General features: G+C 25.3%; 11 protein-coding genes. 1 reads left to right on the forward strand and 10 read right to left on the reverse strand.

The genetic code is table 11. The annotated features are described in order from the left end of the window. Positions 1-122 precede the first annotated feature (122 nt). From BGI42_RS08020 to BGI42_RS08055, 8 genes are all read right to left on the reverse strand, one after another. Positions 123-761: a hypothetical protein gene (locus BGI42_RS08020; RefSeq protein ID WP_069679823.1), complete on the reverse strand. Its 639-nt coding sequence runs from the start codon at positions 759-761 to the stop codon at positions 123-125. 218 nt (positions 762-979) lie between these two features. Then, positions 980-1,342: a phage holin family protein gene (locus BGI42_RS08025; RefSeq protein WP_069679824.1), complete on the reverse strand. Its 363-nt coding sequence runs from the start codon at positions 1,340-1,342 to the stop codon at positions 980-982. Positions 1,343-1,459: 117 nt separating this feature from the next. Beyond that, positions 1,460-2,188: a DUF434 domain-containing protein gene (locus BGI42_RS08030; RefSeq protein ID WP_069679825.1), complete on the reverse strand. Its 729-nt coding sequence runs from the start codon at positions 2,186-2,188 to the stop codon at positions 1,460-1,462. A gap of 158 nt (positions 2,189-2,346) precedes the next feature. Further along, entirely contained in the window at positions 2,347-2,934 is a 588-nt protein-coding gene (locus BGI42_RS08035; protein ID WP_069679826.1) for a hypothetical protein, read from the reverse strand. Positions 2,935-3,250: 316 nt separating this feature from the next. Next, a complete protein-coding gene (locus tag BGI42_RS08040; RefSeq protein WP_069679827.1) occupies positions 3,251-4,024 on the reverse strand; it encodes an endonuclease/exonuclease/phosphatase family protein in 774 nt (257 codons plus the stop codon). A 681-nt stretch (positions 4,025-4,705) separates the two neighbouring features. Then, positions 4,706-6,190, reverse strand: coding sequence for a reverse transcriptase family protein (locus tag BGI42_RS08045; RefSeq protein ID WP_242984707.1), 1,485 nt, complete (start codon positions 6,188-6,190; stop codon positions 4,706-4,708). Then, positions 6,190-7,998: an SWIM zinc finger family protein gene (locus tag BGI42_RS08050; RefSeq protein ID WP_069679829.1), complete on the reverse strand. Its 1,809-nt coding sequence runs from the start codon at positions 7,996-7,998 to the stop codon at positions 6,190-6,192. Before BGI42_RS08050 ends, BGI42_RS08045 begins: the two co-directional genes overlap by 1 nt. Continuing rightward, the gene (locus BGI42_RS08055) at positions 7,988-11,005 is read right to left on the reverse strand and encodes a hypothetical protein (protein ID WP_069679830.1); all 3,018 of its coding nucleotides are present in this window, start codon (positions 11,003-11,005) and stop codon (positions 7,988-7,990) included. Before BGI42_RS08055 ends, BGI42_RS08050 begins: the two co-directional genes overlap by 11 nt. Before the next feature lie 382 nt (positions 11,006-11,387). Between BGI42_RS08055 and zupT the strand changes: the two genes are divergently transcribed. After that, positions 11,388-12,191 carry a zinc transporter ZupT gene (gene zupT / locus BGI42_RS08060; RefSeq protein WP_069679831.1) on the forward strand — a complete coding sequence of 268 codons (804 nt, stop codon included), beginning with the start codon at positions 11,388-11,390 and terminating at the stop codon, positions 12,189-12,191. Positions 12,192-12,444: 253 nt separating this feature from the next. On the opposite strand, the gene BGI42_RS08065 is transcribed toward zupT, so the two are convergent. Together BGI42_RS08065 and BGI42_RS08070 are read right to left on the reverse strand one after the other, a co-directional pair. Continuing rightward, positions 12,445-12,666: a hypothetical protein gene (locus BGI42_RS08065; protein WP_069679832.1), complete on the reverse strand. Its 222-nt coding sequence runs from the start codon at positions 12,664-12,666 to the stop codon at positions 12,445-12,447. A 533-nt stretch (positions 12,667-13,199) separates the two neighbouring features. Beyond that, complete coding sequence (locus BGI42_RS08070; RefSeq protein WP_069679833.1) at positions 13,200-14,522, reverse strand: NCS2 family permease; 1,323 nt, start codon at positions 14,520-14,522, stop codon at positions 13,200-13,202. Positions 14,523-14,725: the final 203 nt, after the last annotated feature.

The following is a 14,725-nucleotide window of genomic DNA, read 5'->3' on the forward strand; positions in this document are numbered from 1 at the left end:
TCTCCTCCATATATCTCAAATTTAAATTAATTAATTTTTTGTTAGATTAAAATTAATATCTTTATCCTATTGTATAAATAACCTCTTCTCTTATTTATAACATTTATATTTTTATAAAAATCTTACTTTTTTCGTATAGATTTTATACCTGTATTTTCTTCTACATACTTAAATTCAGTATTTATTTCATTTACAAAAGCTCTAATCCATAAACTTCTTAAATAATAGAAATAATCTACATCTCCATTTTCTTTATTCCAAATTTCTTTGTGTACACAAATTCTTCTAGTCCATTCTATACACTCTTCATTACTAATTATAATTTGATTTACTCTATCACATGGCATTCCATCTAATATATAATCATTTACTTTATTAAATATATCTTCAGCACTATTTAGTGTAATACCTTCTTTTTTTACTTCATATGCTGCCTTAATGCCTTGATTTACATAAACTTCTTCTAGTTTTTCTTTTACATTTTTATTGTTATTTATTAATATAGTAGTCCACGCTGCAACTCTTCCTTCTGATGAATGTATTTTTTCTTGTAACCATCCATGAATATTACTTGTATCGATAATTTCATCAAGAGGTTTATTTGGTGTTTTAGCACCATACTTACCTTCAATTTCTTTTTTTAGTTTTAAAACATCTACTCCTTCATCTTTAGCAATATTAATTATTTCATCTTCTAATCCTTGAAACCATAAAATCTTATTAAACAACCAAAAGTGAATTTTTCCTAAAAACAAACTCATATCTTTTCCTCCTAGCTTAAATTATACTAATTATTATAATATCTTTATTGTATATAAACGGTATTAATATTTTTTAACAAATTATTTTTTCTACTTTAATGTAAGTATACATTTTTTCTTCAATTAATTATGTAACAAATGTTACAATCAATAAATTTATTTTAAAAAAAGAACTCCATTTCTAGAGTTCTTTTTGTTCACAAAGATAACATTTATTTTTACATTACTCTTCCTGGCAATACTGCATCTAAAATCCCAATAACTAGAGATGCCAATAATGCTCCAATCATAGATACTCTCATATTTGGTACTATAAATTGTGCTAGGTATATTATTATTGCAGCAATTATAAATCCTTTTACACCTTTTCCCATAGGTGATGCATCAACTCCCATAAACATTTCTACTACATAATCTGATATAGTTATTACAACTGCTGCTATCAAAAATGACCATAATCCATTAATAGTAAATCCTGGTGTCAAAAATGATGTTATTCCTAAGATAATCGCAACTAATATTAATCTTGTTAGCCAAGTCATAGAACTGTTACCACTTAGTGTCTTTCTTTTATGTTCCATCACTATTCCTCCTTATGATGATATAATTTACTTCATAAATATTATGCCCATATAATTTAATAATAATTATACTTTTCACTAGGGAAAATATATAAGTACTCTATGTATCTTAAAAATTCAGTTATATAAAGTATTTAATAAAGAAAGGTCAATATATGAATAATTTTTAATGTTCTTATCTATAATTTTTTTGTTTAGATTAATCCAACTTTTGCACTTGTCAATAATAATAGCATCACTGGTTATAACATTATCTAATTTTTCTAATGTTGCATCAACATTATTAATGTTTTCAACTTGTAAATCAAAATTAAATCTATTTAATAATTCTAATATTTTTTCTTTTAGTCTTCCAGAATTAGATACTGGTGAATCTAAATAAAAAATAGCTTTTCTCACTTTATTTTTTTCTAGCATTTTCCCAATTAACGTAATTGCTATTTCAGTTTTATCTATTATTCGATATGTCCCTCTTAATCCTGCTAAATCTCTAATTGTTTCATCCATGCATTTTAATAAAGGTGAATTAGATAAAGCAACTTCTAATGTAATTATAGTATTAAATCCATCGATGTTTACAATTGTATCATTTAAATCACCTTTAATTTCTTTAGCTTTTCTATCTGAAATACTATCTTTTGGAGAAATAGCTCTTGCTAATGCCAATCTTTGTCTTTCAGATAATAAATAATGATTTCCTACAAATACAGATGAACTTTTTATATTATATCCTCGATTTAAAAGATAATATAAATCTTGTCCAGCTTTTTGTAATTTTAAAATTGATTTTTCATTAAACTCTTTTTCGTCAGTAGGTACATATCCTCTTTTAACAATTTTAGTCATATGTTATTATCTCCTTATTGCTAATCTTAAAATTAATCTCTTTATTTTTTTATTAAATATATTATAAGTTTTTCTAATATAACTATACATTTATTAATAAAAACTTACACTAAAATAGCACTCGCAATTTAAAATTGTAAGTGCTAAATAATAATTTATTATCTAATAGTATAATTATATTTTTCACCATTTAAATTAAAAGTTATTACTAATGGATTTTGAGTTTCTTCTACCTCTTGTGGACAAGAAATTAAATATCTCATACCTTTAGTTTCTAATGGAGTTATACTTGTAATATTGGCATAAGTAAAACCTGTAGATGCATCTTCAACTATTGGTTGTGCCTTATATTGATATCCATCATTATAGTTAGCTTCCACATTAATTATTTTATCACATGGTAAATCTTGTTTTTGAATGTTTTTTACATCTACATCTATATTAATGTAAACTTTTCCTGATTCTGCTGCATAATGTGTATAAAATCCACTTGTATCATCAGGTAAAACATCATAAGAAAATTCAATTTTATTAATAGTAATTTCTGCTGAATCATTACTGATTGTGTTACCAATTTGTACTGTTTTTATTTTCTCTTTCTTTTCTTGTTTATTACTTTTTTCCTTAGCAGTATCTTCAATTTTTGTTTTTGAAGATTCAGTACTTTGATTTTTATTGTTTCCTCCACATCCTACTAATCCTGTCATTAATAAAGCTATCAATGATAAAATTGCTAATCTTTTCATTATTATTCCCCCATTATAATATATATTATCTTTTTTATTATAATACTTTTCTCGCCATTATTCTATAATATTACTTTTATTCTTATATTTATCATTAAATCCTTAAATATCTATATAGATAATTAAAAAACTATTAGATTTAATCCAATAGCCTTTTACAATTTAATATTTATCTGTTTGTATTACATAATTTAATAGGTAGACATGAATAATAAACAATATCTATTAATACTTTCAAAATATAAAGTCTGCTCTTTTATAAATATAATCTGATATTTTAAAAGGACAAACTTTATTTATAAATATAAATTACTTATTAGATATCTATTTCTGCCATTAATGGATAATGATCTGATGGATATTTACCATTAACACTATATTTAACTATTTCCACATCAACTATTTCAAATTCTTCTGAAACAAAAATATAGTCTATATGTGCTCCCTTTTCTTTATTTTTAAAATGTCCCATAGTAGCTTTATTGTATAATTCCTTATTTCGATCCTGTACTGCTATAAGTCTTTTATTAAAAATATCACCATTTGCAAATTCCTTAATAAGCTTACTATTGGGTTTAGAATTGAAATCTCCCATAATTATTAACGGAAGTTCCTCTTTTTCTTGTTCTTTCTTTATAAATTCTGCAATTTTTTTTAGTTCATATAATCTTGCATGGTAAAAAAGACAATCTAAATGAGAATTACATATTCTTATTCTTTTTCCATTGCTCAATTCAATTACGGCTGTTGTACAAATTCTTGGAAACATTGAATACCATCTTGATCTTCCTGCCTTTTCATAATCATCACGTAACCAAAACGTTTTATAATTATCTATTTTATGCCTTTTAGAAACCAAAATATCATTTCTCTCTGAAAATAACTTTTTGCTTCTAGGATTTCCTATAATATTAAATGTATCAATATTATTATATATATCTTTAAACATATTTTCTGTTGCTTCTTGTGTTCCAATAAGGTCACAATTATATTTATTAATAATATCAAAAACTAATTTTTTTCTTGTATCCCACCTATTATTAAAATCCAAGAAAAAATCACATCTCAAATTAAAAGTCATTACTTTCATAGAAATACCCTCTTCTTTACTTTTTAATAAATTTTAAGTTCATATAAAAAAATCAAGTACATTTTAAAGCTTAATTTTTTTTATGAATCTAAATTAATTTTATATTAATAATATGCATAAATATATTATTTACCTTTTAGAATACTTTTATTTGCATATTTCATTTTACTTATTAAACTTAACTTTATTAAATTCTTTATTTAACATAAACAAAAAAGACCTCCTATATTTAAATAGAAAGTCCTTAATTCTAAATAATCTTTTTATAACTACATAGATTTCTTGCTAACAATTCTTATATTTGGTTGTGACACTTCAGCGTAGCACCAATACTGTCACATAACCAAAGGCTCGATTTTTAATGTGCACAGTATTGGTAGCGTAGCGAATTGCGCGCAACCTAATGATGTGTATCTGACAAATCTCCACCATGGCGCAACACCATAGCATAAAGGCCAAGAAATCTATGTTTATTTTTCACTTCTCTTACTTATTAAAGTATACCATACTTAAAATTAAATTTCAACATTTTTTTACTTTTTTCTATAATTTTTATTTGAAATCCACTTTAATAATATGAATTAGCTAAATAGATCCTTAAACAAAATATCATAAAACTTAATTTTTTATCTTTTCCAATTGAAAACTTTTATTATAATCATTTAAAACTAAATTTTCTAATTAACTATTTATTAAATTCATAGCATCATTAATAATGTCTTTATATCTTTCTTCATTAACACTTTTTACCCATGATGTCATACCTGATATTTCATTTATAACTTTAACTGATGGAATTTCTCCACTATTTTTAACTTTATTAGCATTATAAATTGCAGCTCTTAACCTTTTAATCCACTTTTTAGGAACTCCAATTTCTTCATTATTTATTACTATACCAGTTATACATTGACGATTATTCTTCTTTAAAAACTTTGTTTTATCTTTATTTATATTAAATCCCTCTTCTTTGACTATTTTTGAAACTAATCCTATAAAACTTCCAACATTTAACTCATTAATATCTGCTGTAAAACTAAAACTCATATCATCTGCATACCTTGTATAAATAAAATCATATTTAGATGAAAGACCTTTTAGTCTTTTGTCTAATTTTACACAAATAATATTTGTAATCATAGGACTTGCAGGTGAACCTTGAGGAAGAATTCTATTTGATGTTTTAACATACTTTTCTTCTCCTCTAACTTCTACCTTCATACGCTCACAATATGTACAAATCATAGCTAAAAGTGATGCAACATACCCTGAATATCCAAAAGATTTAAACATTCCTCTTACTCTTTCAAATGTAATAGTTGGGAAGAAATCTTCAAGATCAATATTAATAAGTAACTCTGGCTTTTTAATATGAACCTTTGCTGCTGAAACAACTGACTTTCCTTTTAAAAATCCATGTGCATCATTACTTGTAGGAATTTTTGATAAAATCTCTTCTAAAATTCTTCTTTGTGAACTTTTTAAAATTGGTTTAGGAGCTGCAATATTACGAACTCCCCCTTTTTTCTTAGGAATAGTATATCTATGATAATTATCAATGGATATAACATCTCTATGATAAACTAAAAATCTTAATTGTTTATATTCTATTCCAAGGAAATTAGCTAATTCTTTATCATCTTTTATAATAGGTAATTCTTGCGATAATAACTTCTTTTCATCAGTTTCTTTATGGTAAAGTAAAGAAGAATAACCTTTTCCGATAAATACAATTTTATTTCCCTTTTCTTTTTTCCACGCTTCAGAACGCTGTTCTTTTTCAAGCTCCCTTTGTCTTTTTCTTTCAGCACGTCTCTTAATAGACTCTTCCATAATAGCCTTAGATACATCTAATCTAATTCTTTCGTAATCCCAAGTTTCATCATACTTTTTTTGAAGCTCTCTTAGTTTTGAATTAATTTTATCTTTTTCTTCATATAACTTATCAATTTCAGCTATTACCTTTTCATATTTTTCTAATAGGCTCTTTCTTTGCTTATACTGTTCTTTCGTTTCGTTTTCTTGTCTTTCATAAGGTGTAGGTAAATCTTTTGGCCAAAATCCATATTCCTGCATCTTTATAAGAGTAAATTCCTTTTTACCCATTGTATTTACAGCTTCGCTATAGTTTTTTCTGTTATTCATATTATTTTCTTGGTTCTCCATCATAGTACCGTCTCCATAATATCATTAATTTTGTATTCTTTATTTATTTCCAATTTTAATCTTAAAAATTTTGTAGAGATCATATATAAAGCTAAAATATGTGAACAAGGAGCTGAAATATTTCTAGGTCCCTTATTAAAATCTCTACAGTTACATTTAACTTTTGAAATTTGCCCATCTTCATCTATTGTCAATAAAGTTTCTGTTAAATCAAATTCTCTATTAAAATCATCTGTTCTATAATATTTCCACTTTTGGTATTTAGGATTTGGTGTCTTTAGTGAATGTTTAAAAATAAATTCATTATCTTGTGTCATTCTTACACTAAACTTGTCCATTCCCTCATCTATATGCTCCTGAACTTTTAGTTCCATAGGTGTTGTCTCATATAATTCATTTGGAAGCTCTTCATTGCATAATCTTCTAAATCTTATAGTATCATTTATTGGATCATAGTATCCTTCACCACGCCTTAAAAGCATACCAATTCCTGCTTTATTAATAGTCTTTGAATCTTCATTTAAGTCTTCATAAATGTTTTCCATTGAAGCAAAGCGTTTTTCTTTTAGTAATTTATAAACTTTATCATAATTTCCATCACCTATAAATCCACCTAAAATATTAAAGGCTGTTCCTTTAACCCAATCATTAGAAGACCATGATGAGAACCCAATAGTCAGCTTCATAGTTCCCATATCTCCTATAATAAATTGTGGCATTCCAAATCCAAGAAGTCTTACCTTAAAAGATTTAACTAAAGGAATTATCTTTTCTAAAACAAGCCAACGTCTTCTTCCCCATAGCTTCTCTTCTCTTTTCTTTTCGCCACTATATATTGCTTTAAGTGTAAGAGTAGTTTTAAAAGGTTCAAAGACAATTTTAATTGGTTTATTAGGTTCTAATATCCACTTCATATATCTTGGACTTTTTTTAGCTTTATGTCTTCTTAAAAATGAACATATATCATACATGTCTATTGGCGACAACTCAATATCTAATCCACCTAAACTTGATGCAGAAGAAACTTGATTGAATCCTTTTATCCAAGTTTCAGGAAGATCTATTTTCTTCTCCATATGTTCAGGCATTACTCCACTTTCTACTCCAAATCCTTCAGGATTAACAGAAAGCTGTACATCACTATATGTTCTAAATCTTTCAATTTCTTTAGCTAATTTAGCTGAAAAATCTATGTTAGTTGTTCCTAAAGATGGTTTTTGAAGTAATTGAAACTCTTCCATATCAATTGATAAACAACCATATGTAGACTCATCTACAGAAAACGCTTCAAAAGATACTTGATCAGGATGTACTGTTATTACAGGATCTAAAACAAACCAAAGATCAAGATCCCTATCTTTTATAAATTTCCAAAAGTCTTTTTCAATTTTATAATAATCTTTCCATATATCATGTTTATCAATTTCTTTTTTAAGATTATTTTTAATATCAATTAATTTAAATATATCTGAATTTTTATCTTCTATTTCATCTAATAGTACATTCATATCCTTATTAAGATTTTCTCTAACTTCAGGTAAATATTGTTCATGTTTTAGAATTCTTCTTTCAATTTCTCCATCAAGCCATTCAAAAAATTCAACTCTCTCTTTCTTTTTTTGGCTCATATCTGAAATAACAATTTCACGAAGCATAAGCATTGCATCTCTAAAAATAAGAGGATGCTTTAATTTACCTAAAAAAGATACCTTTTCATCTCTAGAAAGATCAGGACTAAGTCCTAAAACTGTTTCTTGCCCTTGATTTACACACATTGATGGACTTGCATATTCATAATTAACTTTCAAGACACATATCCCCCTTTCTTATTTTAGCCAATGCAATAAGTGCACGTTCTGAATCTATAATAATATTGGAACCTCCAATATCTAATAACATTTCCTCAATTTCTTTTAATTTATTTCTATGCTTAATAACAAATTTAGGAATAGCTTCATATATATTATTTTTACTCTTAGAAATTCTATTAGGAATGAATATTAAGGTCTTTACATAATACATAAATAGTTCTTCATCTCCATCACCTAAATTATCAAGTATTCCATTTGTCTTATTAGAAATATAAGCTTTTACATCACTAGAAGTATGCTCTAACATTTGAATTATAAATTCTTTAGGAAGTAAATCTCCATAAATTTCATCTAACTTTCTAAGTCCAAGCAAATAAACTTTATTTACTGGAGAATCAATTATCATACCATGTAAATTCTTTTTATCTTCCTTAATCATATTATCAAAAACTTCTTCTGCTTTTTTATTAAGTATAGTTATATCAGACTCAAACATAATTAATAATGTAGAAAATCTTTTACTTAACTCTTCATCATTTTTCATAACAATTTCAAATAACATTTTAATCATTTGAGATGTTCCCGACTCTAATATACTTATAAATTGAGCATCAGAAGGTATTTTATTATTTTTTATAGCTTCTAAAAGAGAAATAACTTGTCTACTTCTTGATGAAATTGCTTTTTGTTTGTTTTCTATATTAATTTCCTTAAGTAAATCTTCTAATTCTTCATATGAAATCGAGAAAATTCCTTCTTCTATAAATACTTCCATCCATTCGGGCATATTAGATTTTTCAAATATTGATGAAATAACGTATAATATTAAATCTACTTTTTCATCATGAGAAATATTTATAATCTTATTTGTAGAAAGAGAAAGTAAATCTCTAACATCTTTAGATAAACTAATATTATGCTGTTTAAATCTATTACAATTATCTATAATAGCTTTTACAAATTTTGAATATCCCTCTTCATCTAAAGAAAGAAGATTCTCCTTAAATAAGCTTATCCATCTCTCAATATTATCTAAGAACATTAAATCTACTATATCACTAGGTTTAAACAAACCATTAGTTCTCTTAAAGAAACTAATTGCAAGATTATTAATAAATTCATTATCACTATTAATCAAATCTATCATTATTTTTGAATCAAATTCATTGATTTTAGTTAGCTTTTCTGTAAGAATTTTTTTAAACATATCTGCAAGAGGCTTATAAGAAACCTGAGTTAAATCAATCAACTGTTTATGAGACATATTATTTATAAGTTCATTAGTTTTTTCAGAATCTTTTAAAATGTAATAACATGCTTTAAATACATGATCAATATTTGAATTAATAGCAATATATAATACATCTTCTAAGTGGTTGTCCCATATTTCTTTCATGAACTCATATCTACCTTTAAGTTTCATTAATTGGTCATTTGACATCCATTCATATCTAGCATACCAATTATCCCAACCAGTAGGAGGTTTTTCTTTAAAATCATAATATAAATAATGTTTTATAAACTCATTAAATTGAAAATTACCACGAAATTTACATACATAATCATATTTTGTATAGCTTGTTAAAAGAGATTTCATAGCTGTCATAAATTTTTCGTAATCATCTCTTGCATAAGAATCAATAATTTTTCTTATATATCTTTTAAAATATTTTAACGCTTTTCCTTTTCCAGTACCTTTAAAATAATAAGTTAATCTTGGAGCATCTAAATAATAAGCTATTTTCCCAATAACATCTGCTAATCCATAAGCTTCTGCTTCTTGAATTGTGTTTTTAAGTTCAATAGTATCTAACATTACTCCATCAGTATAAAGTCCTACTTTATAACGCTTAGGCGATCTAGATTCTACCCACTCACCCTTTTCATAATCATATCTTCCATAATATTCTTTTAAAAGCTCTTGAGCAGCATATTTTCTATAATTAGCACCTTCAAGTATTTTATTTGATGGAATATCTTTACCCTTAATATGAATAAGATGTAAATCCATTTCATGCAAATGCTCACGTATTGATCTTTCTCTATTCTTCTTTAGTTCTTTAGTTAATGAATTTATGTAAATATTTGCACATCTTTTTACACCCTTGCTATAACTTTCTCCACCCCAATTTATATCTGACAAAATAATTTTTTTCGCTTCTTCTATTAATAATGGATTCTTTTGTTTAACAAGTTCTAAAAGTAATCCTGATATCACTTCAGTACTTCCTATTTTCAAAATCAAATCATATATTTCTTTTGATGGATTGCTTTCAATTAATTGAGCTAAATTCTTTTTTCTCATATAAAGATTTTTATGACTTAACATATTGTAGATATTTAAATAATACTTATAATGTTCTGTATCTAATTTAAGAATTTCATTAGGATGTTTAGCTAATTTAAAACCAGAAAAATTTATATTTAATGATTCTATTTTCTCTACACATTCTTCATATGATATTTCTGTAAAATAATCTAATACAATTTTATTTCCTTCTTCTAAATTCTTAAATTCTTTAACTAAATAATTTTCATCTCTTTTCCAATACCAACTATAATGAATTCCAGTTTTATAATACATTTTAGGAAATTCTTCATCTTTATTCCTATTATAGTATCCATCTTCTTCTATAATTCTTACTGCTTGGAAAGATGGTAAATGCCCTTCACTACCTTTAAAAATTGCATAACTAGTATATTCAACTTTATCTTCAAGAATATTGTTTATAGATTCTCCATCACTTTCTGTACTTTTAAATTCATGTTTTCCATAAAGTATAAGAAAACTTGGATTATTATTATTGTCCCACCCCCATAATACTATGCTTCTGAATGGGTTGTACTCTTTTTTCCATGTTTTTGTTTGTAATTTATTATTTTCTAATAAACAATTTATATTTCCTTCATCATCCTTTAATTCATTTTGCCTAATTAAACCTTCCTTGGACTTTAAGAAAGAAAAAACTGTTTTTAAAAAGTTATTTTCCTTAGAGTTTGACATAACAGTAAAACCACCTTATTCCTTTAATATTTGTAAAAATTTCATTTTTATTCAAGCTACATTTGCTAAAGAAAATTTAATCTTTATATTTTTCTAATATTTTAAATTATTCCATCATAAGAATTAATTATTTTTAAATATTTTACCATAGTTTTACTTCGTATGAAACTATTTTTGTCTAATTGAGTTTATAATTGTAAAAAAATATTTAATACGTTATTTAATTTTAATAATTTTTATTAATTAATTAAATAAGTTATATAATTATATTGATTAATAACATTTAATTAGTTATAATAAAAGCACAAAGATAAATGATACTGAATATCAATTAATAAAATACAGTTTATTAATTGTATATTTTTACAAAGGAGGAATTATATTGAATGATATTTTATTTGCTTTCTCATTAACTCTTTTTGCTGGTTTATGTACAGGCATTGGAAGTGCAGCTGCTTTTTTTGCTAAAAAAACTAATACAAAATTTCTTTCTATAAGTTTAGGATTTTCAGCAGGTGTTATGATTTATGTATCAATGATTGAGATATTTTTTAAAGCTAAAGATGCTCTTACAGCTCAATTCGGAATAAAGACAGGTTCTTGGCTTACTGTAATATCATTTTTTGGAGGAATGTTACTTATAGGACTTATTGACAAAGTAATTCCTAATGGTGAAAATCCACATGATATATATAAAATTGAAGATTTAAATTCTCATAAGGCTAATTCAAATAAAAAACTATTAAGAACAGGATTATTTACTGCAATAGCTATTGCTATTCATAATTTTCCTGAAGGACTTGCAACATTTATTTCTGGACTTCAATCTCCATCTATAGCTGTTCCAATAGCAATAGCTATTGCTATTCATAATATACCAGAAGGCATTGCAGTTTCAGTCCCTGTTTATTATGCTACTGGCGATAAGAAAAAAGCTTTTATATATTCATTTCTTTCTGGACTATCAGAACCCTTAGGAGCTATTATAGGATATTTAATCTTAAGACCTTTTATTAGTAATGCACTATTAGGTATTATTTTTGGAGCAGTAGCTGGAATAATGGTCTTTATATCACTTGATGAACTCCTTCCCTCTGCAAGGGAATATGGTGAACATCATCTTTCAATATATGGATTAGTAAGTGGAATGATATTAATGGCTATTAGTTTATTACTATTCTTATAATATGTACACTTTATTAAAGTTAATCTTTAAAATAATAAACATATATTATATTTTATTAATTTTTTCAACTTATTAGATAATTTTGAAATTTTTTATTACTTATAGTAAACAAATTATTTAAATGAGATTTTATAAAAAATAGATTAATGTAATTAATTTCTTATTAATTACATTAATCTATTTTAATATTATATAAAATTAAAATTTCATTTTAATTATGAATCATTATTATCAAAAACGTTTACAAGATTATCTATATATCTATATATCTTTCATTATCTACTCTAATTTTTTCTAGTTCATTAATTATAGCTTTATCCATTGTTTCTAGATATTTTTCTATTAATTTAACTTTTTCTATATCTTTTATATTTTTTATACAAAAATTTAATGCTTTTCTATATGCGTCTCTTTGCACTCTAATTAATTTTCTATATTGTCTGTTATTTAAATCAATTATATTCACTGCTTTCATAATACTATACCCTCCTTAAAATATAATTCTACAAAAGATGTGATTATCCTTTTTTTGTAAGAAATTATTATAAGTTTAATGAATAAAAAATTACTAAGCTACCATTGAAGGTTTTGATTAAAAGTCTTAAGACTTTCTAAAAAATATATTTTTAAATTCTATAATTTTCTATACATAAAAAAAAACATAATAAGTAAAAACACAATCAGAAAATATGAAATATTTTCTTGTGTTTTCTCTATTATGCATCAACTGGTAAAAACTTAATATATAATTTTACTAATATGTCACTATTATACAATCAACATTGTATAATTCGATATGCTAGAAAATAGTTAGCATTATGTGCTTTCTTATATTCTTATAATACTATATGTTTCACTATATTTCAACATATTTTTAAAAAAGTTTTCTTTTTTAAACACAAATAAGCATTTTCTTGAAGATTTCAATCAAGAAAATGCTTATTTGTTTAAATTACGACTATTTTAAATCTATTAAATTTTAAGTTTAATAAGTTATGTTCTTAAATATTAAATTAAGAATTTTAATATAAATACTAAGCCAACTATAACTGTAGTTAAATTTACATCTTTAAATTTTCCTGTAAAAATTTTTATTAATATATATGAAATAACTCCAAATACTATACCATCTGATATGCTATAAGATAATGGCATCATAATTATAGTTAAAAATGCTGGTATAGCTTCTGTAAAATCTGAAATATTTATTTCCTTTATTGGTTCAATCATAAACAATCCAACAAGCACTAATGCTGAACAAGTAACAGCAGGTGTAATTGAAGCAAATATAGGTGAAAATAATAAAGCTAATCCAAACATTATTGCTGTAGAAACAGCTGTTAAGCCTGTTCTTCCACCTTCTGCAACTCCTGATGCACTTTCTACAAAAGTACTAACTGTGCTTGTACCAACACATGCTCCAAATGTAGTTCCTATTGCATCTGCAAAAAGAGCTTTCTTTATATTTGGAACTTTTCCGTTTTCATCTAACATTTTTGCCTTAGTTGTTACTCCAACTAAAGTTCCTATTGTATCAAACATGTCCATAAAAAGTAATGTAAATAATACAATAACCATATCTAAAGAAAATATATTATGCCATTCAAATTTAAATAATACTGAACTAATTGATGGTGGTGCACTCATTATACTCGTTGGAATTGGAGTAATTCCAAATGGAATTCCTATTACAGCAGTAACAATCATTCCTATAAATAAAGCACCTTTTATATTCTTTGCTAAAAGAATTCCAGTAATAACTATACCTATTATAGCAAGTAATGCTGTTCCACTTGTTATATTTCCAAGAGCAAGAATTGTTGAGTTATCTTTTGGATGCACTATAACCCCAGCACCTTCAAGACCTATTAAAGCAATAAGTAAGCCGATTCCTACTGAAATTGCTTTTTTTATATTTCCAGGTATTGAATCAACAATTGCTTCACGCACATTAAATAACGTTAATAATATAAATATAATACCTTCTAAAAATACCGCTGTTAACGCAAATTGATAAGAATATCCCATACTAAGTACTATTGTAAATGCAAAGAATGCGTTTAATCCCATTCCTGGCGCTTGTGCAAATGGTAATTTAGCATACAATCCCATAATTAATGTTGCAACTACTGCTGATAATGCTGTTGCTGTAAACACTGCACCATTATCCATTCCAGCTGCTGATAATATAGATGGATTTACTATTAATATGTACGCCATTGTCATAAATGTAGTAATACCTGCTACGATTTCTGTTTTAACATTTGTTTTGTTTTTAGTAAGTCCGAAATACTTATCTAGCATTCCATTCTCTTCAAATATTTTTTTCATAAAACCACTCTTTCGTAAATCTTTTTTCCACCTGAACTATAATAAGGTATTTTTCGATTTTTTGCAACAGTTTTATGAATAATTTCATTGAATATGGTATTTATTTTCGCTTTTCTTGTGATTTTTACGAATATTATTATTTGTTTATAAGTGAAATAATTCGTGTTTATAATAAGAACATCACTACTTTCTAATATTTCTCA

The organism is Clostridium taeniosporum (genome assembly GCF_001735765.2).
Lineage (GTDB): Bacteria > Bacillota > Clostridia > Clostridiales > Clostridiaceae > Clostridium > Clostridium taeniosporum.